Consider the following 21,465-nt stretch of genomic DNA (forward strand, 5'->3'; position numbering starts at 1 on the left):
CCGGCACGGCGCAGCAGCATACCTTGCCTGTGTGACTTACGTGCGTCAATAGTGGCCTGGCTGATTCTGAAGAAGGTTTACGCCTACACGCATCCGGGCAAAAACGGCTTGCGCCCGCCGGTTTTTCAGCGTTGCTCGGGCATCGCGTCCGCGTCGCGGACCCAGATGATGCGGGTGGTATTGCCGCTGCCAAGCACATCGGCCCGGAACACCAGCGAAACCTTGAGCCGGCGCGCGCGCTCGTGCCGCACCAGGCCGTAGATCAGGAAATAGTGGGTGCGCACGTCCACGACATCGCCCGCGTTGGCCGCCTGCGGGGCAATGCCCTGCAACTGCGAAGTGACGTCGCCCGTGTTGTTGAAGTAGCTGCGGTCGCGCTGGCGAACCAGTTCGCGCGCACGGTCGATCGGCAGCTTGTCGATCACGGCGGACAGCACCTCGGCCTCGGCGGTATTCGCATTGACCTTGGTGCGCTCGGGCAGCACGGCGACGAACGGGTCCAGCACGGCAATCATCGCGGGCGTATAGCCGGGGATGGCCAGCAGGTCGTCGACGCTGTCGGGCGGGCGTGGCGCCGGCTGGCCGTTCGTCGACGTGCCCCGGGCCGCGCGCAGGAAATACTGCGCGGTGGGCTCGGCCAGGCCCGCGTTCATGCCGAGTGTTTGTAGCAGGCGCCTGAAGGCGAGCAGCGACGGCTGGTCGATATTGGCCACGCGGCCGGTGCCGTCGGCCTGCCAGATATAGAGATTGGTCAGGTTGAAGCGTGCCTGCGCGTCGAGGATCCGGCCCGATACAAAGGACGTTTCACCGCCCTCGGACGTGCTGACGCCGGCGCCGAGAAAGTCCGACAGCCGGGTTTCCGCCACGGGCACGGACCAGGGCTCGCCCAGATAGTCCACCTGCGAGCGGCGCTGGTCGTCGCGCAGGATCAGCCGCGACCAGTCCACGGCTGCCTTTTCGATCCATGCGGCCTGGGCCACCAGGCGCTGGTTTTCGATCGAGCGGATCTGTACCTGCTGGCGCCACAACATGCCGGATACCACGACCACGGCCAGCGTGACCATCAGCAGGGCCGTCACCACCGCGGCGCCTTGCTGGCGTTCGGGGTGGCGGATGGGGAGGTTGCCGTAGGAGGCAGGGCGGGGCGCGCGCTTCATCACATCCCCGTCATGCAGATTTTCTGGAACTGGCGCGTGGCATCGCCATCGCCCATCCGGGCGAAGACGGTTAGCTCGACGGCACGCACCGCCACGCTGGTCGAGATATTGCCCAACCCGGCCTGCGCGTCACTGGCGCTGATCGCCTGGGCCGCGCTGGCCGCGGCGCTGCCCTGCATCAGGGCGGTTCGCACGCGGCTGCTGTCGATCAGCCAGCCCACCGGTTCCACCCAGGCGCGCGCGGACAACTGGTCGGCCTGGCTCAGCAACGGGCGCATCTGCAGACCCGCGCTGCCGGGTTGGCGTAGCGCCAGAAGCGCGCTCTGCACGTCGTTGCGGGAGATGGCGGGCCGGCTTGCGACGCGCACCACGGTATTGCCATCCATCCGGTACGCCACCACCTGCCAGCTCGGAGGCTGACCTTCGTCACGACGGTCGCGCACCATCAGCAACTGGTTTGGCGCGATTTCCACGGGGCTGGCCTGCAGTTGGGCGGGCTGGGCCAGGTGTTCGCAATCGGACTGGAACTGGCCGTACATCACCTTGAGCGCATCGAGCCGGGCGTCGTGATCGGTCAGCCGCTCGCGGCTGCGGGTCAGGGAATCGAGCGCGCGCCATCCGATGACGGCCATGACGGCCAGTAACGTGATGGCAACCAGCATCTCCAGCAGCGTGAAGCCGCGCTGGCCACCGGGGCGGGCGCGGCGCTCAGAGGACATTGCGGGTTTCATTGGGGACGAGGGTGACCAGCCACGCCAGACGTACGGACTTGTTGCCGGCCGATGGATAAACCGCGACTTCCACCCGGCGGAACGACGGGTTTGGCGTACCCGATACCGACTCCTCGCACCACAGGGGCACGCCGCCCTGCGGACAGTCGTAGCCGCGCGAACCCGGCTCTGGCCAGGTCTTGGAAAGCCGCAGCGTGGCCAGGTGATTCTCGGCGCTGAATTCGGCCAGCATACGCTGCTGCAGCGAGGCACTCGATTCGGTCATCGACCCCATCGCACGCATGGCGGCGGTCAGCGCGACGGCGAGGATGGTCAGCGCAACCAGTACCTCGATCAGCGTGAAGCCTCGGGGGCGAGTCCGGAGCGTCCGGCGGGTGCGGTGGATCATTGGGTCACCGTGGCCACGTAGCGGCCGCTGCCGTCGCCGGTCACGTCCACGCGGATATCGCCGCGCGTCAGTACCAGCCGCTGCGGTTCGTCGATCAGTTCACGGCCGAAGACCAGGCGCACGGGCCCCGTGCCAGGCTGGCGGCCGCCCTGGGTGATCACGGCGCCGTCCAGCGGGATGCGCCAGCGGCCCGGCGCGAAGACATCGGCACGCAGCGGCACCCAGCCTTGCGGAGTGGATTCAAGAAAGCGCCATCCGGTAGCATCGCCTTCCCAGGCGAGGGGCCGGGCGCCGAGCTGGGCATCTTCCTGCGCCAGTTCGAACAGGCGGGCAATGCGCTGGCCGTCGTCGAGTACGCGGCCCCGGTCATTGGGTGTGGCGTTGACCGCCACCAGCGAGATGACGATGCCGGCGATCACCATGACCACCAGCAGTTCCAGGAGCGTGAAGCCGAGCCGCCGGCGACGCTGGAGGAGGGCGGCCTGGCCGCGCGGCGTCACCGGAGTCATGAGAAGAGGGGGCGATTATTCCCAGTTGCCGATATCGGCGTCGTTGCCGCTGCCACCGGCCTGTCCATCGGCGGCAAAGCTGAACACGTCGATCTCGCCGCGCACGCCCGGATTCAGATATTGGTACGGATGGCCCCAGGGGTCCTTCGGCAGTTTTTCCAGGTAGCCGCCGCCCTTCCAGTTGTTGGGAACCGGCTCGGTGGTCGGCTTGCTCACCAGCGCCGCCAGGCCCTGCTCGGTCGTGGGATAGCGACCGTTGTCCAGGCGGTACAGCTTGAGTGCCTGCATGATCGACGAGATGTCCTGGCGCGCGGCCACGATGCGGGCCTCGTCGGGCCGGCTCATGATCTTGGGCACCACCAACGCCGCGAGCACGCCCAGGATCACGATCACCACCATGATTTCGATCAGGGTGAAGCCGCGAGCGCGGCGACGGGTGTCACGCTGGGAGGCGGCAGTCTGGTTGACGGTTCTGCGCATCGGTTCTGTGCCTTGAGGTCTGAATATGGTCAGAGAGTATAACCCTCGTCTCATGACCGTTTGGTGTGCGGCACAGGCCCCAGCCTGAGGGATTGGGTTCTGAGTAAGTATCGTGCAATCGCAACAAAAATCTTGCATTGCAGATGCACGTTATCTATGATTCCCAGCACGATGCAACTGACCCGATTCTCAGACTACGCCCTCCGCCTGCTGATGTATGTATCGCGCGGCGATGGCACCCGGCCGATCACGATCGCCGAGGTCGGCCAGCAATTCGACATTTCGCATAACCACCTTGTCAAGGTGGCGGCGCGTCTGTCGAAGCTTGGCTGGATCACGGCCACGCGTGGGCGGCACGGCGGGCTGCAATTGGGCCCGGCCGCTGAGAAGCTGTCGATCGGCACTATCCTGCGTGAGCTGGAAGGGCACAAGGCGATCATCGACTGTACCGATCCGCCATGTGCGTTGCACGGCAATTGCCGGCTGAAACGCGCGCTGGACCAGGCCGAGGAGGCGTTTTACCAGGCGCTCGACGGCGTCACGCTGGGGGAAGTCTCCGGCAACAGCCGCACGGCAGAGTCGATCATCAGCCTGCATCGGGATTTCCTGAGCCGGCGCGTGGCCTGAAGCGATAGGGGCGAGCCCCCCGCTGAAGGCTGGCGCCGGTTTTATTGTGCGTAAAAACATGCATCTTAAATGCATGAATTCACAGGAGTTTTTGCTGATGTTGTCCGCTGCTTCCCGCCCCTATATCGATGCCAGCGTCCCCGTGCTGCGCGAGCACGGTCTTGCCATTACCACGCACTTCTATCGTGAAATGTTCGCGGCCCGGCCCGAACTGAAGAACATCTTCAACATGGGCAACCAGGCCAACGGCTCGCAGCAGCAGTCGCTGGCTTCCGCCGTGTTTGCCTACGCCGCCAACATCGACCGCGCCGACGTGCTGGCGCCGGTGGTGGAGCGCATTGTCCACAAGCATGTGGCCGTCGGATTGACCCCGGCGCACTATCCGATTGTCGGAAAGTACCTGCTCGAAGCCATCGCCGCGGTACTGGGCGAGGCCGCGGTGCCGCCGCTGCTGGCTGCCTGGGATGAGGCTTACTGGCTGCTGGCCGGCGAGCTGATTGCCGCCGAGGCGCGTCTCTACGATCGCCACAATGTCACAGCCGGCCAGCTGCTGCGCGTGCGCGTGGTCAATCGCGAGGAAGAGGGCGATCACGTCGTGGCGCTGACGCTGGCGGCAGTCGACGGCAAGCCGCTGCGCGACTTCGCGCCGGGTCAGTACATCAGCGTGGAAGCCATCCTGGCCGACGGCCAGCGTCAATTGCGCCAGTATTCGCTGTCCGGCGAGCGCGGAGTGCCCACCTGGCGCATTTCGATCAAGCGTGAGGACGGCAATGCCGAAACGCCGGCCGGCGCGGTTTCGAACTGGCTGCATGACAACGCACACATCGACACCACGCTGCACGTGAGCACGCCGTGGGGCGACTTTGCGCCGGAGATCGACGATCGTCGTCCGATCGTGCTGATGTCGGCCGGTATCGGTGTGACGCCGATGGTGTCCGTCCTGCGCACGCTGGCGCACGAGAATCCGCATCGCCCGGTGCTGTTCGCGCATGCGGCACGCCACGGCCGCCACCACGCGCATCGCCGCGACGTGGTCTGGGCGCGTGAGCGGATGCCGAACCTGCGTACCCACATCAGCTATGAAACGCCACTCGCCGCCGACGTGTCCGGTGAGGATTACGACCACGCCGGCACCATGCCGATCGAGTCACTGCTGAATGCCGAGGACACGGCCGCCTTCAACGACGCACGCTTCTACCTGTGCGGCCCGATCGGGTTCATGCAGGCCCAGCGCCATGCGTTGATCGGTGCGGGGATTCCGGTGGGCCACATCCATCGTGAAGTGTTCGGTCCGGACCTGCTGGACGACCTGCTCTGATCCCCTCTGCCGGGTACAGACCCCGGTTGGCACGACTGACAGACAATTGACGCATGCGTCTGGTACGCTAGGCGATCTCATGGATTCCGCCGCCTGGCGTACGCTCGTGCCAACCCTGACCCGGCCTGCATTCCGCTTTGACCTGTCCGCCCCCTGGCTGCCTCGTGCAGCCAGTCTGTTGTTGTTTGTCGCGCTATGCGCGCTGATCACGCACTGGGTGCTAGTGTTTGGCGCGATGCGGACGATTCCCGTACCGAAGTCTGCGCGCATCGCGCAGACCGAAGCCGTGGAAACTGGCGCCGTGGCCACGCTGTTTGGCGGTAGCGCACAGTCTGGCGTGCGTGACGTGCAATTGATCGGCGTGGTGGCGGACGTTGATGGCGTGGGTCCGGCAGCGGCGATCCTTTCGCTCGACGGTGGGCCGCCAAAGTCCGTGCGTGCGGGTACTTCGCTCTCTTCCCAGATTCGTCTGACTGAAATTCACGGGCGCAACATCGTGATCGAACGCAACGGCGTGCGCCAGGAAATCGCGTTGCCGCTGCAGAACACGGTGTCGGTCGGCCGTCCCGGCAATGTTCCCGCGCCGCCGCCGTCCGGCGCGGCCGCTCCGCTGTCGACGCCGATGCCCGCCCCGGTTCAGTCTGCGCCGCCGGCTGCTGCCACTGCGCAGATACAGGCGCCGCAGCAGATCGCTCCGCAGCAGCAGGGCGGTTTCCCGGGACCGCAAAACGCTCCGCAGTTCCAGCAGGTGCCTCCGCAGGGGCCGATTGGCGAGAACCAGATCCCGAAAGACTGATCAAATCGTAAAAATACGCGTTTCAAATCATTGCGCAATATTTGACTGTCTTACGCATGTTTATGGCGCGAGTCGATTCTGTGAGGCCGGTAACATCGTATTAAAAGTGCCAACTTGGCGCGGTTGTCTGCGTTCTAATCCGTACATGCCCAACGTGATGAAAAGGAGCACAGACATGCAACGCAATCACAAGACGCACATCCTGAAGAGCTTTGTCGCTGCCTCGGCCATGATCATGGCGGCGGGCGCGGCGTTCGCGCAAACGGCACCCGCGCCGGCTGCCCCGCAAGGCGGCCCCGCACCACAGCACCGCATGGGCGGCCCGGGCGAGCACCACCACGGCGGCATGATGTGGATGAAGTCGGTGGACACCGATGGTGACGGCACGATCTCGAAGGCTGAAGCCGACGCACTGTTCAACAAGATCGACACCAACCACGACGGCAAGCTCGACAAGTCCGAAATGGCTGCCTATCGCAAGGCGCAATGGGAGCAGCGCCGGACCGAGATGAAGGCCGAGTTCGAAGCGAAGTTCAAGGCCGCGGACAAGAACAACGACGGCGCGCTGACCCGCGATGAGTTCAAGGCCGCCTTCCCGCGCATGGCCAACCGTTTCGACAAGCTCGATGCCAACCGTGACGGCAAGGTGACGATGGCTGAGATCCAGGTCGACATGCAGAAGATGCACAAGGAACGGATGGATCGCATGGAACGTCGCGGCCCTGGTGGCGCGTCGGCCCCGGCGGTGCCATCGCCCAGCGGCAACTAAGCCTGTCGTCGGCACAGAAAAACGCGGCCTGCGGGCCGCGTTTTTTTTCGTGCCTGGCACCATCCTTGCCTTGTGTCACGTGACGCATGCGCCCGCTGCAAATCGTCCCAGTAATAGTCCTTACATGAAATAAATTGCGGACTTGTGCACGACTTGCTAAATTTGCGCAAGAAAATTGCCGACAAACATATTGCGGAGCAACAAAACGTGAGCAAGGTGGAGCTGGACAAGATCGACCGGAAGATTCTGGAGGTCCTGCAGACCAATGGGAGGTTGACCAACCTGGAAGTGGCCGAGCGCGTGAATCTGTCGCCGAGCCCGTGTCTGCGTCGTATCCGTCGGCTGGAGGAGATTGGCGTTATTCGCCAATATGCCGCGCTGCTGGAGCCCAACAAGATTGGTCTCGGGCTGCTCGCCTATATCAATGTGCGGCTGGAAAAGCAGGGAGGCACGCCGAAGGGAAAGGCGCCGCTCGACCTGTTCCGCGCCGCCATCCTGACCTGGCCCGAAGTGGCGGCCTGTCACGCCATGACCGGCGAGATGGATCTGCTGCTCAAGGTCTATGTCGAGGACATGGAACACTTTGCCCGCTTCATGCAGGAACAGCTGCTGGCCCATCCCTCCGTGATCGACGTACGTTCCAGCTTTGCGCTGGAGTCGATCAAGGACACCACGGCGTTACCGGTAGCGGGCGGCGCCTGATCGTCAGACGCACCAAACAGAAACGGCGCACCGTGCGGGTGCGCCGTTTTGTTCTGTGCAGCCGGTCCGGCAGCGATCAGGCCGTGTGCTTTTGTGGCACCAGCGAGCGCCAGAAGCGCAGGCCGAAGCGGCGCACATCGCGCAGGTTGCGGCGAACCATGTAGTCGAGGTCCGCCACCTGTTCGTCGATGGCCTCGGTCAGGCGGCTCACCGTATCGGCGGGCGGCAGTTCGAGGTAGGCATCGGCTTCGCCGTACGCGTATTGCACCTTCATGCCGGCCTTCTTGGCGATGTGCATCATCGCCGCGTTGCGCGACAGGCAGTGCATGTAAAGGGTGCGGACGCTGGTGTTGCGGCCGTGCATGGCTGCGCGCTGGAACAGCGAGCTGCCGATACCGCGCCCGCGCGCGCTCTTCGACACCGACACGCCGAACTCCGCCACGCGGCCTTGCGCGTTGTCGCGCAGATTGGCGAAGTGGCCCACGCCAACCAGTTCCAGGTGCTCGTCATAGACGCCAAACACGCTGTCGTGGTCAAAGTCGATGCTTTCGACGTATGCCTCGATCACATGGTTACCGACGGACTGGCCAAAACGGAGCAGGCGATCTTCCTCGCCCAGGGCGAGAAAATGCTTTTGCAGGCGCGAGCGATGATGGGCGGCCAGCTCTCGCACCAGGATGGTGTGACGCTGTGCAGCCTGGCTCGCCTCGGCTGCGCGGCGCAGATCTTCGTCGGTAACTGCGCCGACGGCCTTGCTCAGTTCGAGCGGGTTCACTTTGGTTTCCTTCTTCAGTGATCGGTATAAAAATAGCACCGTCGCGGTGGTTGCCCATCCACTTTTCGAAAGGTCAGGAATTTGTGATGCTAAATGCCTGATTGGGGCAAACACTAGGTTGCTGCAACGCCAAAACTATTGTAGTGGAATTGTCAGTCTGACGTAAGCTTCCCGGTCGCCCATTGGCGGCATGAAAGTGTTTCGAATCAAAAAGCTCAGCCAATTCAAGGATTTGCCATAGCGGAAGGAACATCGCAGGCGGGTGGATTGTGGATTTGCTGCAACGCCGCACCGTCTGGCGTAGCCTGTCGCATCAGGCCCTACGGGAAAGACAAAGCCCCTTCATGAACGAACCACCGATTGTTGTGATTTATGCGCATCCCGCGCCTCGACGCTCGCGCGTCAATCATCCCCTTGCCGAAGCGCTCGCGGAGCTGCCCCATGTGGAAGTGCGCGAACTCTACCGCCGCTATGTCGACTACGACATCGACGTCGTAGCGGAACAGCGACTGGTGTCGACCGCCGAAACGATCGTGCTGTTGTTTCCGGTGCGTTGGTACAGCGTGCCGGCGCTGCTGAAACTCTGGCTCGACGATGTGCTGGAGATGGGCTGGGCCTATGGCCCTGGTGGCACCGCGCTGCGTGGCAAGTCGCTGCTCGCCGTGGTCAGTACCGGCGGCCATGCCGACGCATATGGGCCCGATGGCACTCACGGGCATCCGATCGGCGATTTCCTGTTGCCGCTGGAGCAGACCGCGCTGCTGTGCGGCATGACCTGGATGCCTCCGATCGTGTTGCATGACGCGGACCGCGCCAATACGGATGCCGTGGCGCTTCATATCGAACACGTGGCACGGCACTTGGCCGCACCGCCGTTGCCGCCGGAAACGCAGGATTTTCCCGAAGCCGAAGCAACCGGGGAGGATGCCTGATGAACCAGCACGATTTTCTGATTGCGCTGCTGGTCTTCCTGGTTGCCGCCGTGGTGGCCGTGCCGGTCGCGCGCCGTTTCCAGCTTGGGGCGGTGCTGGGCTACCTGATCGCGGGCGCCGCCATTGGTCCGTTCGCCCTGCGCCTGGTCACGAATGTGGAGTCGATTCTCCATTTCTCGGAATTTGGCGTCGTGCTGATGATGTTCGTGATCGGCCTGGAGCTGGAGCCGCGCAAACTCAAGGCGCTGAAGCGGAGCATCTTTGGCTATGGATCCATCCAGATGGCGACGTGCGCGCTGGCCATCGGCATCCTCGCCGCGCTGTTCGGCGCGCCCTGGCAGGTGTCCATCGTGGCCGGGCTGGGGCTGGCGCTGTCGTCCACCGCGATTGCCTTCGCCACGCTGGCCGAGCGCAACCTGATGAGTACCGGTGCCGGTGCCGCCAGCTTCGGCATCCTCCTGTTCCAGGATATCGCGGCCATTCCGATGATCGCGCTGCTGCCGCTGCTGGCCGCCGACGGTGTGGGCGCGGCGACGGCGCATGGCCCGGAAAACTGGCAGACCGCGGCAAAGGCCGTGGCGGTGATCGGCGCGGTGGTGGTGGGTGGTCGCTACCTGGTGCGGCCGGCGCTGCGGATCATCGCCCGGACCGGCATGCGCGAGATGTTCACGGCGTTCGCGCTGCTGCTGGTGGTGGGAATTGCGCTGATGATGGACGCGGTGGGCCTGTCGATGGCACTTGGCACGTTCGTGGCCGGTGTGCTGCTGGCGGACTCGGAGTATCGCCATGCGCTGGAGGCCGACATCGAGCCGTTCAAGGGACTGCTGCTCGGACTGTTCTTCATGGCCGTGGGTATGTCGATCGATTTCGCCATCCTCGCGCAATCGCCGGGCAAGGTCGTCGGCTTCGTCGTGGCATTCGTACTGGTCAAGACGCTTGTGCTGACCTTGCTGGCGCGGCGCTTCGGGGTTTCGCGCGGCCAGTGGCTGCTGTTCGGCCTGCTGATCTCGCAAGGCGGCGAATTTGCCTTCGTGGTGTTCGCCGAGGCGCGCATGGTCGGCCTGCTGCCGAAGGAAACCGAGGCGCTACTGGTGCTGATCGTGGCGCTGTCGATGGTGGCCACGCCGCTGTTGCTGCTGCTGTTCGACAAGTTGCTGGCACCGCGTCTGAACGCGATGTCGAAGCGCCCGGACGACGAGATCGAGAACCACCACAATCCAGTGATCATTGCCGGGTTCGGCCGCTTCGGTCAGATCATCGGGCGCCTGTTGTACGCCCAGGGCGTTGGCGTGACCGTGCTGGACCACGATCCCGACCAGATCGAGTTCCTGCGCCAGTATGGTTTCAAGATCTTCTATGGCGATGCCACGCGCGTGGACCTGCTGGAAGCGGCCGGCGCGGGCGAAGCAAAGATCCTGATCGTGGCCATCGAAGACCTCGACGACAACCTCGGGCTGATCGACAAGGTGCGCCACCGCTGGCCGGATCTCAAGATCTATACGCGGGCGCGGCACGTGTCGCACGTCTACCAGCTGATGGACCGGGGCATCGACAGCGACAGCTACGAGCGGGAGATGTTCGAAGGCTCGCTGATGCTCGGACGGAAGGTGCTGGAAGGGCTGGGCTTCGATCGGGTGGAGGCGCGCGGCGTGGCGCTGCGCTTCCGCCGCCATAACATCGAGGCGATCGACCGCTTCTATCCCTACTACAAGGATCAGAAGAAGCTCGTCTCGCTGGCCAAGCAGGCGCGCGACGAACTTGAGGAAATGTTCCGGCAGGACCGAGAGCAGCGCCGCAAGCAGGAGGACGCTGAGTGGTCCTAGCCGTCTAGCTGGCGGCTGCGGCGCCCGGCATGCCGGGCGCCAGGCCGTTTTCGAGCAGGCTCACCACCATCTCGGCAAATGCCGCGTATGACAGCCGGCCGCCGGGCTTGAGCCAGGTGAACGTCCAGTTGATCATGCCGAAGACGGTCATGGTCAGTGCGGTCTGGTTCTCGGGCGTCACGCGGTCGGGATACGCCAGCTGCAACAGGCGCGCGAACGACGCCACCACATCGCGCTCGCGCTGCAGAATCTGGTCGCGCTGCTCCTCGGCCAGAAACTTCACGTCGTTGATCAGCGCGATATGGCGGGTTTGCGAGGTTTCGTACTCGGCCAGGAACGCGCGCAGAAGGTGGCCGAAGGTTTCACGATGGCTGCGGCCGTGGCGTGCGCCGGCCGCCTCGACGTCCGTGACGATCCGCATCAGCTGCCGGGTATAGCGATCCAGCAGATCGAACAGGATCGCTTCCTTGCTTTCGTAGTAGTGGTAGAGCCGTGCCTTGGACGTGCCGCAGGCCGCGGCCAGATCGGCCATCGACGTACTGGGATAGCTGGTGGCGGCGAATGCGGTGGCCGCCAGGTCGAGAATCTGTTCGCGTTGCGCCTCGAAATCGGGCGCCTTGGTTCTTGCCATAGGGGTCGGATCGATCCGCCTGTTGTTCTGTTATCGGTGTGGCGTCAATCGGCGCTGGCAGCAAGGTAGTTGCGACGGATTTCGCAGGACTCGAGGCTTTCCGGGTTGCCGCGCAGCGCCAGCTGGCCCGTGCTGACGAGCTCGCGGCAGCGCCAGAAGACGAACCAGTCGCTGGCCAGCAGACCCTCGATGGCACCCATCACGCTGCCAACCACCTGCGCGGCGGCGGTCCAATCCTGGGGGGCGCGTTCCAGGATCACGTCGTCGACGTTGTGATAGGCCGCCGGCACCAGCGTATTGCCTTTCCACAGCCGGACGTCGGCGTTTTCCTTGACGTTCTGCTGCCATTCGTAGCCCAGCCGGCCCAGCCGCAGCACGGATACCGGCGCAATGGTCGAAAACCGGCGCGCCAGGCGGGCGGCCGGATACATACCGATGGCGGTCAGGCTGCCATGCGTGGGGACTTCCAGCTCGCGCAGGTCCATCGCCACCTCGTTGATGCGCTGCGGGGCCTGGTAAAGGTGGAACACCACGCGGCGCAGCATCAGCTGGTCCGATGCGCTCTGGCCATGCCAGATGGCCACTTCCAGATTGTCGCGGCGCAGTTGCTGGAGCTGGTCCAGCGCCTGACGCATTTCGGCGGCGAAGTCGATGTCGGTGTGCGGGGCCACCCGCTGCCAGAAGCCGGAGCGGATCAGGCCGGTGCTGTCGATATCGGCGATCGGACCCACGGCGAGATCGTCGCGCAGGACGACCACCGGGTCGGGGCGGGCAGCCTGGGCCAGTGCCTGGCGCAATGTGTTGCCCGCGACATCGCCGTTGACGACATGAATGTATTGCATGACCGTGATTGTATAGGGTGCGACGGGCTCCGGGCCTCCGGTCGCGGCCGCGTGGCCCGCCGGCGGACGGTGGCACGACGGGCGATGCGACGCATGAAGCGTGTCCCGCCATTGTAATCACGGTGCACGGCCCGCCGGGCATCGGCGCCTGTCTGACATGTGGGATTCCCGCCATAGTGCGACGCCCCTTGACACCGGTCACCAGCCTCGCTCACCCATCACCGTTCGTCGTAGCTGACCACCACCCGCGGCGTCAGCGCACGGGCCTGGCATGTCAAGACAAATCCCTTTTCCATTTCCCACGGTTCGAGCGTGTAGTTCTTTTCCATTTCCACCTCGCCCTCCAGCACCTTCGCGCGGCAGGTACAGCAGACGCCGCCCTTGCACGCATAGGGCAGGTCCAGGCCGGCGGCCAGCGCGGTGTCCAGCACATTGGCGTCCGCCAGCGGCAGGCGCATCTTGTGCTGCTTGCCGTCCAGCACCACCACGAGTTCGGCCGTACCGGCGTGATCGGCATGGTCGGCATGCGCGGGCGCGGTTCGCCTGGGCTGGCCCAGCGGCACGCCAAAGCGCTCGGCGTGGATCTGGTGCGGGTCCACGCCGGCCGCCTTGAGCGCATCCTCCACTTCGTCGATCATCGACGCCGGGCCGCAGACAAAGGCGGCGTCGATGTCGTCCACGGGAAGCAGCGTCTGCAGGAACGCAGTCACGCGCTCCCGATCGAGCCGGCCGTGCAGCAGATCCACCTCCTGCGGCTGGCGCGAGAGCACGTGGTACAGCGTGAAGCGCGACAGGTACTGGTTCTTCAGGTCCTCCAGCGCTTCGGAAAAGATGATCGAATCGACGCTGCGATTGCCGTAGACCAGTGTGAAGCGGCTGCGCGGTTCCACGGCCAGCGTGGTGCGGATCAGGGACAGGACCGGCGTGATACCGCTGCCGGCGGCGAAAGCCACGTAGTGGCGGCTGGTGCCGGCATCCAGCGGCACATGAAAGCGGCCATCGGGCGTCATCACGTCGAGGATCTGGCCGGCGGCGACGGTGTCATGGACCCACGTGGAGAACACGCCATCGTCGACGAGCTTCACCGCCACGCGCAATTCGCCGCGCTCGTCGTAGTCCTGCACGCCGCAGCAGATCGAATAGGAGCGCCGCACGTCCTTGCCGTCGACGGGCGCCTTGATCGTCAGGAACTGGCCTTGCGTGAAGCGGTAGGCGTCGCGCAGTTCCGGCGGCACGTCGAAGGCAATCGAGACCGTGTCCGATGTTTCCGGACGAACCTGCGCCACGCGGAGCGGATGGAACTGTGGGGTCATGGCCGGGCGGTGCTCAGTAGGGTTTGAAGTAATCGAACGGCTCGCGGCAATCGAGGCAGCGATACAGCGCCTTGCATGCCGTGGATGCAAAGCGCGACAGTTCCTGCGTGTGCACGCTGCCGCAGTGCGGGCACGCGATGGCCGCATCCTGCGCTGCGCGCGGCACGAAGCGAAGCGGCTGAACCTTGTTGTCGCGCGATGCCGTGGGCGCGCATTGTCCTGGCGGCGCAATCCCGTAGGCACGCAGGTTGGCACGGCCCGCTTCGGTGATCCAGTCGGTCGTCCAGGCGGGCGCCAGCACCGTGCGTACACGCCACGGTGCCAGGCCGGCTGCGTCGAGCGCGCGGCCCACGTCCTCCTCGATCTGCGACATGGCTGGGCAGCCGGAGTAGGTCGGGGTGATCACGGCTTCGATCGTGTCGTCGTCGGCAAGCACGACATCGCGCAGGATGCCGAGGTCACGGATCGACACGACGGGGATTTCCGGGTCGGGCACGGCATCCAGCGCCGCCCAGGCGCGCGCCAGTCGGCTGCCGGGCGTGACGGCGTCGGCGTTGGCCTGCGCGAAGGCAGGGGCGAACGGCGATATGGGTGGCGATGTCATCGGCGTGGCGTGGTCGCGCATCTCAGACTCTCACTACCACTGCGCGCCCGGATGGGCCCGCGCCAGGGATTGCAGTTCGGCCAGCAGGTAGCTCATGTGTTCGGAATGCACGCCGTGCTTGCCTGTCGAGACGAACGCCGACTGCGCCGGACGCCGTAGCGTGGCATCGTCCAGCGTGGCGATCACCGTGGCTTCCCACGCCTCGCGCAGATCGGCGGTGAGCACGGCAACGCCTTGCGCGGCGGCTTCCTGCTCCACGGCATCGACGGCAAAGCACTCGTTCATGTAAGGCAGCAGATGGTCCAGCGCCCGTTGCATGCGCTGGTGCGATACGTCGGTGCCGTCGCCCAGCCGCACCACCCAGTCGGCGGCATGGTGCAGGTGGTAGCGAACCTCCTTGGCCGACTTGGCTGCGATGGCGGCCAGCTCCGCGTCGGTGCTCAGTTCCAGCGCCGGCCAGAGTTCCGCCATCAGCGCGCTGTACAGAAAGTTGCGCATGATCGTGACCGCATAGTCTCGATCGGCGCGCGCCGTGCCGGCCAGCGGGCCATGATGCGGCAGTTCCTGCAGCGTCCAGTTGCGGAATTCGGCTTCGTTCCGCCAGTAGGCGTAGTCGTCCTCGTGACGCACGCGGCCGGTCAGCCGGCCTTCCAGCACGCCAGCATGGCTGTAGAGCAGACGGGCCTGCCCGATCAGATCGAGGCTGATGTTGGCCAGTGCGATGTCTTCCTCCAGCACCGGGCCGTGACCGCACCACTCGGCGTTGCGCTGGCCAAGAATCAGTGCGTTGTCGGCAAGGCGCAGTACGTATTGCAGGGGCGCGGTCTGTGCCAATGGCAGGCGCGCCAGGACGATGCCGTCGGCTACGATGGTTTGCGTCATGGTGCCGGCCTTACATATGGTTCACTTCGTCGGGCAACTGGTAGAACGTGGGGTGGCGATAGATCTTGTCCGCGGCGGGGTCGAACAGCTCGGCCTTTTCCGCCGGGGCGCTGGCCGTGATGGCCGACGATGGCACCACCCAGATCGAGACGCCTTCCTGCCGGCGCGTATAGACATCGCGTGCCATGTGCAGCGCCTGCTGGGCGTCGGCCGCATGCAGGCTACCGCAGTGCTTGTGCTCCAGGCCCTGTTTGCTGCGGACGAAAACTTCCCACAGCGGCCATTCCTTTTGTTGTGTCATGGTGTCTCCTCGCAAGCCGGGATCAGGCGGCCTGTGCGGGTGCGTTGCGCAGCGTGCGTTTTTCGGTATGTGCCAGGGCGGCTTCGCGCACCCACGCGCCGTCCTCGTGCGCCTTGACGCGCGTGGCCAGCCGTTCGCGGTTGCATGGGCCGTCACCGTTGATGACGCGCCAGAATTCATCCCAATCCAGCGGGCTGTAGTCGTAGTGGCCGCGCTCCTCGTTCCAGACCAGTCCGGGATCGGGCAGCGTCACGCCGAGTACCTTGGCCTGCTCGACCGTGGCATCGACGAATTTCTGGCGCAGGTCGTCGTTCGAAATCCGCTTGATACCCCAGGCCATCGTCTGTGCGCTATTGGTGGAGGCGGCGTCGGGCGGCCCGAACATCATCAGCACCGGAAACCACCAGCGGTCGACGGCGTCCTGCACCATGACGCGCTGGCCTTCGGTGCCGCGCATCATCGACAGCAGCGCGTCAAAGCCCTGGCGCTGGTGGAACGACTCTTCCTTGCAGATGCGGATCATCGCCCGCGCATAGGGGCCGTACGAGCAACGGCAGAGCGGAATCTGGTTCATGATCGCCGCGCCATCCACAAGCCAGCCGATCACGCCGACATCCGCCCAGGTCAGGGTCGGGTAGTTGAAGATCGACGAATACTTGGCGCGGCCGGTGTGGAGCGCATCGACGAGGTCGTCGCGCGAGGCATTGAGCGTTTCCGCCGCGCTGTACAGATAGAGGCCGTGGCCGCCTTCATCCTGCACCTTGGCCAGCAGGATGGCCTTGCGCTTCAGTGACGGCGCGCGGCTGATCCAGTTGCCCTCGGGCTGCATGCCGATGATTTCCGAGTGCGCATGTTGCGAGATCTGGCGAACGAGTGTCTTCCGGTAGGCCTCGGGCATCCAGTCCATCGGCTCGACCTTGGCGTCGTCGGCGATGCGCGCATCGAAAGCAGCCTGCCGCCCGGCCGCGTCGGCATCGGCGTCGCTGAGCGCGGGCTGAGGCTGGCCCGGCAGGTCGAGGCTCTGTGTGTACATCACGTCTCCTTGACTTTCGTCTTTGGCGGGGCCGACCTGTTCTTGTCTTGGGCAGGTTTTGCGGGGTCGGACAGTTTGCTAACTATAAATATAAACCGACCGGTCGGTCAATTTAAGGCTTTTACGATGGACACGGCTAGCAAAGTTCGATCAACACGTGAGTCCGGGGCCACGTGTAGTATCGAACTTCAACTTCTTCCCGGAGGGCAAGCTATGTCGAGCAAGGCTTACAGCAAGATCGCGGTGGCGGTGGATGGCAGCAGCACGTCTGACCTGGCGCTGCAGGAAGCGATCCGCGTGGCCAGCGGTGGCGGTGGTTCTGTTCTGGCGCTCTATGTGGTCGACAACGGCGTCATGCTGTTCGATGCCGGTTTCTACGATCCAACGCAAATCGAACGCGCCTACGTGGATAGCGGCAAGAAAGCGCTGGAAGCGGCCGGCGGGATGCTTGGCAGCGCGGGCGTGAAGTTCGAGACAAAGCTTGTGACCGAGCCGGCCGTCATCGGCGATATCGCCGGGTCGATCAATGCGGCGGCGAGCGAATGGGGCGCGGATCTGCTGGTGATCGGCACGCACGGACGCCGCGGCGTGCGCCGCCTGGTGCTGGGCAGCGTTGCGGAGGCCGTGATCCGTCAGTCGACGATGCCCGTGCTGCTGGTGCGCGGTCAGGAAGCCGCCGACTGAGTTTGGCTCGGCAACGACGCGGTGGTCACCCGGCGAAACGGAAATGGCCGCCGCGCAGCACGATTTCGCGCGCCTCGGTCAGCTCGAACAGCGATTCGGCCAGTTGCTCAATCCGCTTGCGATTGGTCGTGAAGGCGCGCACGAGGTCTTCTTCTCGCACGGACTTGGCCCCGCAGTAGGCTTCGAGCGCTTCAGCAGTAACCGAGTACTGCGAACTGTTGCCATTGACCGTAGCGGGACAGGACAGCGTCAGGCTGGACCCGCAGTAGGTAGGAACGGTGCTTGGAAAGGTGATATCGGCCATGGCATACCTCGTCTTGCCGGGAACGGGGAAACGGCGAATATCCATTCAATATAGGCAATTGCGGTTCCCAGGCAAGCCGGCTGGCAAGAGTGTCTGGGAAAGCCCCGCTCGGGGCATCGGATCAGCTTGCCTGAGCGCCGGGTACGCGGATGCGACGCGCCAGGGCCTGCTCCGCGGCCAGCGCTCGAAGGCTGGTGACGGTGTCGTGGGCGCTGTCGATATGAGTGTCCGCGTAAGTGCACTGTTCGGCCAGGAAATGCTCGAACGGGGCGTCGGAAGGCGTCAGCGGCACCATGCGGGCCGGTGCGACGGCGGCGCTGACGCCGTTTCGTCCAGGGCGGACCGCCACTTCGGCAAGGCGGGTTTCCAGGTCGGATAGCAGCGCCTGAACTGCCGGGCCGGGCGTTGCGTGGGCTTCACCGGACTCGGCGCCCGCGCGCACCAGACCTGCCAGCGATGCCATGCGTCGCGCCGTGACATGCAGCGCAGCGTGGGCGGCGCCGAGTCGCGGATCCAGTTCGCCAGTGCATTGCGCCAAGGTGTCTTCGGCGCGGGTTGACGCGCGGCCCGCGGCTACGCGCAGCGCTTCCAGACGCATTCTGGCCGGGGTGACCGTGCGCGCGGCACTGACGGCGGCCCGCAGGTACACGGCGTTGACGGAAAGTGCGTCGAGGCTGTGCCGATAGGCGCGCGACAGCTCGGCACGCGGGGCCAGCACGTAGTAGCTGGCGAGCGCGATCAGACAGCCGATGGCGGTGTCCATGCCGCGCAGGGCCGCCACATGGCTGCTGCTCGACGCAGGTTCGCCCAACCAGGAGAACAGAATGACGGCCGGGGTCAGGCAAAAGGCAAAGCCTCCCGCGCTGCCAGCCAGCCGCAGCGCATAGGCCGCCGCCAGGCTCAGGGCACTCAGGCCAAGCGCCAGCATCGGACTGGGATGGGTAAGCCCCACCAGGCAAGCCAGCAGCGCGCCAGCCAGCGATCCAGCAAACCGGTGGAACGAAATCTGGCGCGTGGTCTGCAGGCGCGGACTCAGCACCATGATCACGGTCACGGCAACCCAGTAGCCGTGATCCACCTGCAATAGCTGCGACGGCAGCAGGCTCAGGCCGCCGGCAAACGCGAGCCGTAGCGCATGCCGTGTCACCCGGGCATCGCGTGCGGCGATGTCCGCCAGCGTGTGTCCGATCCGATCGACGACGCCAGCCAGGCCGGCATTGGGCCAGGAAAACGACTCGCGCCAGCGCTCGAACGCCGGATGCTGGGCCAATGCGGCCAGGGCGGATTGGTACGCCGGTGGTGCGCCCGCGTTGGCACGCTGGCCGATCAGGCGGCGCACGTCGCGATCGAGCATGGCGCTCAGCGCGGGCAGATCGGGCGCATGACGCGACAGTGCCTGCCGTACCTGCTCCTGCGTATCCGTCAGGCAGCGCGCGGCATACGCGAGCGGCAGGTCGTGCCGGTCCCCGGCGCGCTCGCGCAATTCGCCAGCGACGATCAGCAAGGCGAAGATCGCGTCGGCTACCGCCACGGCATAGGCGTAGTGCAGCATGCCGACGGGATCGGTCATGCCGCGGCGCGCGCTCACCGCCGAGCGCGCGGCCTCGATGCGCTGCCGGATTTCCTGCTTATAAATGGAGGTTTCCCGCAGGGCTGGTGCCGCCAGGCAATCGGCAAAGCGCTGCAGGGCATCGTAAGTTGCAGTGATCTCAAGTCTGGGCCGTGCGTCACGCTGCGATGGAATCAGCACCAGGCAGATCAGGCAGGCAAACACGCCGCCGCGCAGGTAGTCGACGCCGGCCGTCCACGCGTGCATCAGCACCGGCGTATCGACGACCGGTTGCAAGCAGGCCGCGATCAGCACGACGTAGAGCAGCTTGAAGCACAGTGCGGCCACCGGACCGCGGATTTCAGCCAGGCCCGCGATCACGCCCGCGGCGATAACGACGGCCAGCGCGGCAAGAGGTGAAGTCGCCAAGCTGGCGCCGATCAAGCTAGCGATTGCGCCGCCGATGCCCACCGCGCCAAGTCCGCGCATGCGCGTGGCGGCCGTACCTTGGCGATCGGCCAGGCACGTCCAGATGGAAGCCGTCGCCGACCACAGATATCCGGCGTCACCTGTCAGCCACGCGGTGCCGGCCAGCGCGAAGAACGAGATCGCATAGACCACGCCACGCTGCAGGAAGGCGGAATCGGGCCAAAAGGAAAGGAAGCGCGGGGCGTGGCGCATGATCGGGGGCGGTGAAGTGGATGTCTCAGGGTGAGTACGGAGTCCACTCTACGAGCAGTATTGTTGCAACGCAACAATTCAGTGATTTCGATCAGATTTGCGCAGAGGTTGTGCGGCGCTGCACCAGGAGGAGGAAATGTGATGCAAAAGCGTGCCAGCATCGGATTTCCGAAGTTCTGCAGTTGAAAGAACTACAGACGGCCCCTGATTCCCCGGATTTTGGGCAAAAAAAACCCGCGCAGGTTGTGCGCGGGTTGGAATCCACCGAGGTGGTGGAGGAGACAGACTTCACTATACACGACTTGTTGCGACGCACCAAGCGCGTTGTTTGAAAATGCATTCAAGAGAGCACAATCTCCGTTGTTGTCGTACAACAAGAGTGGCTACGCTCAGCGAAAGAGGTAGGCAATCCACACGGCTGCCCCCAAGCCCACTACGTCGGCGAACAGGGCGCAGCCCAGCGCGTGGCGCGTATTGCGCACATTCACGCTGCCAAAGTAGACGGCCAGTACGTAGAACGTGGTCTCGGTCGACCCCTGGATGATGGCCGCCAGCCGTCCCTGGAACGAATCCACGCCATAGGTCGTCATGACGTCCACCATCAGGCCTCGTGCGCCGGCGCCGGAAAGGATCTTCATCAATCCAACGGGAAGGGCGGGAACGAAGTCGGTATTGACGCCCAGCCATGTGAACCCGGCCGTCAGCCCACGCATGGCGACATCCATGCAGCCGCTTGCTCGGAACAATCCGATCGCCACCAGAATCGCTACCAGATAGGGAATGATCTGCACGGCGACACCGAAGCCTTCCTTGGCGCCGTCGATGAAGGCGTCATAGACGTTGACGCGCCGAAGCGCCCCGCAGACCAGGAACAGCATGATCAATGACAGGATGAAGCCGCTGCCGGCCAGGGACGCCATCTGACTGACTTGATCGGGCGGCGCATGGCGCAGCCATGCAAACAGGCCCGCGACGATGGCACCCGTCGCGGCGAAGGCGGCCAGCACCGCAGGCTTGAAGAGATTCAGCCGCTGTACCCAGGCCACGGCCAGCAGGCCGGCCAGGCACGATGCCCCGGTGGCCAGCAGCGTCGGCAGGAAGATGTCCGCCGCGTTGAAATTCACCAGCCCCTGCTTGACTGCCATCGCCTGGCGGATCGCGATGACCGATGTCGGAATCAGCGTCAGCCCGGCCGTGTTCAGCACGATGAACATGATCTGGGCGTTGGTGGCGGTATCCGGCTGCCGGTTCAACGTCTGTAGCTCGCGCATGGCCGTCAGGCCCAGTGGCGTTGCCGCGTTGTCCAGCCCCAGCATGTTGGCCGACACGTTCATCATCATCGCGCCCTGCGCCGGATGCCCCTGTGGCACGCCGGGAAAGAAATGGCGCAGGAGCGGATTCACCATCCGCGCAAACAGATCGATGACCCCGGCGCGCTCGCCGATGCGCATGATGCCGATCCACAGGCTCATGACGCCCACCAGGCCAAGGGAAATCTCGAAAGCCGTGCGTGAGCTATCGAACAGGCTGGTCAGCAACGCCGGAAATACCGTCGTGTCGCCGCCGATGAGCCGCACGCAGGCGGCCAGGAAAGAGAGTAGGAAAAATCCGAGCCAGACGAGGTTCAGTGCCAT

24 protein-coding genes are annotated in these 21,465 nt (G+C 64.8%); 8 read left to right on the forward strand and 16 right to left on the reverse strand.

The window, feature by feature from the left end:
- Positions 1 to 125: 125 nt before the first annotated feature.
- Genes gspK through gspG form a run of 5 tightly spaced genes read right to left on the reverse strand, consistent with a single transcriptional unit; the run spans position 126 to position 3,265 of the window.
- Positions 126 to 1,157 carry a type II secretion system minor pseudopilin GspK gene (gene gspK, locus AC3FLX_RS15190; RefSeq protein ID WP_488697811.1) on the reverse strand — a complete coding sequence of 344 codons (1,032 nt, stop codon included), beginning with the start codon at positions 1,155 to 1,157 and terminating at the stop codon, positions 126 to 128.
- Complete coding sequence (locus tag AC3FLX_RS15195) at positions 1,157 to 1,876, reverse strand: PulJ/GspJ family protein (RefSeq protein ID WP_488697813.1); 720 nt, start codon at positions 1,874 to 1,876, stop codon at positions 1,157 to 1,159. The genes gspK and AC3FLX_RS15195 overlap by 1 nt, the downstream gene beginning before the upstream one ends.
- Positions 1,866 to 2,276, reverse strand: coding sequence for a type II secretion system minor pseudopilin GspI (gspI, locus tag AC3FLX_RS15200; RefSeq protein ID WP_488697815.1), 411 nt, complete (start codon positions 2,274 to 2,276; stop codon positions 1,866 to 1,868). The genes AC3FLX_RS15195 and gspI overlap by 11 nt, the downstream gene beginning before the upstream one ends.
- Positions 2,273 to 2,785 carry a prepilin-type N-terminal cleavage/methylation domain-containing protein gene (locus AC3FLX_RS15205; protein ID WP_488697817.1) on the reverse strand — a complete coding sequence of 171 codons (513 nt, stop codon included), beginning with the start codon at positions 2,783 to 2,785 and terminating at the stop codon, positions 2,273 to 2,275. Before AC3FLX_RS15205 ends, gspI begins: the two co-directional genes overlap by 4 nt.
- 15 nt (positions 2,786 to 2,800) lie before the next feature.
- Positions 2,801 to 3,265, reverse strand: coding sequence for a type II secretion system major pseudopilin GspG (gene gspG / locus AC3FLX_RS15210; RefSeq protein ID WP_488697819.1), 465 nt, complete (start codon positions 3,263 to 3,265; stop codon positions 2,801 to 2,803).
- A gap of 171 nt (positions 3,266 to 3,436) precedes the next feature.
- On the opposite strand from gspG, the gene AC3FLX_RS15215 reads away from it, so the two are divergent.
- The 5 genes from AC3FLX_RS15215 to AC3FLX_RS15235 all read left to right on the forward strand — a co-directional run bounded on the left by AC3FLX_RS15215 (position 3,437) and on the right by AC3FLX_RS15235 (position 7,477).
- Positions 3,437 to 3,892 (forward strand): RrF2 family transcriptional regulator, encoded by a 456-nt coding sequence (locus AC3FLX_RS15215; RefSeq protein WP_488697821.1) that lies wholly within the window; start codon positions 3,437 to 3,439, stop codon positions 3,890 to 3,892.
- Positions 3,893 to 3,989: 97 nt separating this feature from the next.
- Positions 3,990 to 5,210 carry a globin domain-containing protein gene (locus tag AC3FLX_RS15220; RefSeq protein ID WP_488697823.1) on the forward strand — a complete coding sequence of 407 codons (1,221 nt, stop codon included), beginning with the start codon at positions 3,990 to 3,992 and terminating at the stop codon, positions 5,208 to 5,210.
- A 79-nt stretch (positions 5,211 to 5,289) separates the two neighbouring features.
- On the forward strand, positions 5,290 to 6,006 hold the full coding sequence (locus AC3FLX_RS15225; protein WP_488697825.1) for a hypothetical protein: 717 nt from the start codon (positions 5,290 to 5,292) through the stop codon (positions 6,004 to 6,006).
- Positions 6,007 to 6,181: 175 nt separating this feature from the next.
- The gene (locus AC3FLX_RS15230; protein ID WP_488697827.1) at positions 6,182 to 6,775 is read left to right on the forward strand and encodes an EF-hand domain-containing protein; all 594 of its coding nucleotides are present in this window, start codon (positions 6,182 to 6,184) and stop codon (positions 6,773 to 6,775) included.
- Between the two features lie 207 nt (positions 6,776 to 6,982).
- A complete protein-coding gene (locus tag AC3FLX_RS15235) occupies positions 6,983 to 7,477 on the forward strand; it encodes an Lrp/AsnC family transcriptional regulator (RefSeq protein ID WP_488697828.1) in 495 nt (164 codons plus the stop codon).
- 76 nt (positions 7,478 to 7,553) lie between these two features.
- Here the strand turns inward: AC3FLX_RS15235 and AC3FLX_RS15240 are convergent, their stop codons facing one another.
- Positions 7,554 to 8,252, reverse strand: a complete 699-nt coding sequence (locus AC3FLX_RS15240) for a GNAT family N-acetyltransferase (protein WP_488697829.1) — start codon at positions 8,250 to 8,252, stop codon at positions 7,554 to 7,556.
- Positions 8,253 to 8,596: 344 nt separating this feature from the next.
- On the opposite strand from AC3FLX_RS15240, the gene kefF reads away from it, so the two are divergent.
- Positions 8,597 to 9,184, forward strand: a complete 588-nt coding sequence (gene kefF, locus AC3FLX_RS15245; protein WP_488697831.1) for a glutathione-regulated potassium-efflux system oxidoreductase KefF — start codon at positions 8,597 to 8,599, stop codon at positions 9,182 to 9,184.
- Positions 9,184 to 11,007 (forward strand): glutathione-regulated potassium-efflux system protein KefC, encoded by a 1,824-nt coding sequence (gene kefC / locus AC3FLX_RS15250; RefSeq protein ID WP_488697832.1) that lies wholly within the window; start codon positions 9,184 to 9,186, stop codon positions 11,005 to 11,007. The genes kefF and kefC overlap by 1 nt, the downstream gene beginning before the upstream one ends.
- A gap of 4 nt (positions 11,008 to 11,011) precedes the next feature.
- Here kefC and AC3FLX_RS15255 read toward each other — a convergent pair whose 3' ends face one another.
- From AC3FLX_RS15255 to paaA, 7 genes are all read right to left on the reverse strand, one after another.
- Positions 11,012 to 11,638 carry a TetR/AcrR family transcriptional regulator gene (locus tag AC3FLX_RS15255; RefSeq protein WP_488697834.1) on the reverse strand — a complete coding sequence of 209 codons (627 nt, stop codon included), beginning with the start codon at positions 11,636 to 11,638 and terminating at the stop codon, positions 11,012 to 11,014.
- 44 nt (positions 11,639 to 11,682) lie between these two features.
- Complete coding sequence (locus AC3FLX_RS15260) at positions 11,683 to 12,480, reverse strand: DUF1835 domain-containing protein (RefSeq protein WP_488697835.1); 798 nt, start codon at positions 12,478 to 12,480, stop codon at positions 11,683 to 11,685.
- A gap of 218 nt (positions 12,481 to 12,698) precedes the next feature.
- Positions 12,699 to 13,793, reverse strand: a complete 1,095-nt coding sequence (gene paaE / locus AC3FLX_RS15265; RefSeq protein WP_488697837.1) for a 1,2-phenylacetyl-CoA epoxidase subunit PaaE — start codon at positions 13,791 to 13,793, stop codon at positions 12,699 to 12,701.
- 13 nt (positions 13,794 to 13,806) lie between these two features.
- Positions 13,807 to 14,418 carry a 1,2-phenylacetyl-CoA epoxidase subunit PaaD gene (gene paaD / locus AC3FLX_RS15270; protein ID WP_488697838.1) on the reverse strand — a complete coding sequence of 204 codons (612 nt, stop codon included), beginning with the start codon at positions 14,416 to 14,418 and terminating at the stop codon, positions 13,807 to 13,809.
- A 12-nt stretch (positions 14,419 to 14,430) separates the two neighbouring features.
- Positions 14,431 to 15,279 carry a 1,2-phenylacetyl-CoA epoxidase subunit PaaC gene (gene paaC / locus AC3FLX_RS15275; protein WP_488697840.1) on the reverse strand — a complete coding sequence of 283 codons (849 nt, stop codon included), beginning with the start codon at positions 15,277 to 15,279 and terminating at the stop codon, positions 14,431 to 14,433.
- 10 nt (positions 15,280 to 15,289) lie between these two features.
- Complete coding sequence (gene paaB, locus AC3FLX_RS15280) at positions 15,290 to 15,580, reverse strand: 1,2-phenylacetyl-CoA epoxidase subunit PaaB (RefSeq protein ID WP_124683005.1); 291 nt, start codon at positions 15,578 to 15,580, stop codon at positions 15,290 to 15,292.
- A 22-nt stretch (positions 15,581 to 15,602) separates the two neighbouring features.
- Entirely contained in the window at positions 15,603 to 16,613 is a 1,011-nt protein-coding gene (paaA, locus tag AC3FLX_RS15285; protein WP_488697842.1) for a 1,2-phenylacetyl-CoA epoxidase subunit PaaA, read from the reverse strand.
- A 213-nt stretch (positions 16,614 to 16,826) separates the two neighbouring features.
- Here paaA and AC3FLX_RS15290 point away from each other — a divergent pair, with 213 nt between their 5' ends.
- Positions 16,827 to 17,297 carry a universal stress protein gene (locus tag AC3FLX_RS15290; protein WP_488697844.1) on the forward strand — a complete coding sequence of 157 codons (471 nt, stop codon included), beginning with the start codon at positions 16,827 to 16,829 and terminating at the stop codon, positions 17,295 to 17,297.
- 25 nt (positions 17,298 to 17,322) lie between these two features.
- Here AC3FLX_RS15290 and AC3FLX_RS15295 read toward each other — a convergent pair whose 3' ends face one another.
- The 3 genes from AC3FLX_RS15295 to AC3FLX_RS15305 form a co-directional block, all read right to left on the reverse strand.
- A complete protein-coding gene (locus tag AC3FLX_RS15295) occupies positions 17,323 to 17,601 on the reverse strand; it encodes a DUF1488 family protein (RefSeq protein WP_488697846.1) in 279 nt (92 codons plus the stop codon).
- A 121-nt stretch (positions 17,602 to 17,722) separates the two neighbouring features.
- A complete protein-coding gene (locus tag AC3FLX_RS15300) occupies positions 17,723 to 19,831 on the reverse strand; it encodes an FUSC family protein (protein ID WP_488697848.1) in 2,109 nt (702 codons plus the stop codon).
- A gap of 389 nt (positions 19,832 to 20,220) precedes the next feature.
- Positions 20,221 to 21,465 (reverse strand): nucleoside recognition domain-containing protein, encoded by a 1,245-nt coding sequence (locus tag AC3FLX_RS15305; RefSeq protein ID WP_488697850.1) that lies wholly within the window; start codon positions 21,463 to 21,465, stop codon positions 20,221 to 20,223.

This window comes from Cupriavidus sp. 291-E7, assembly GCF_057798835.1.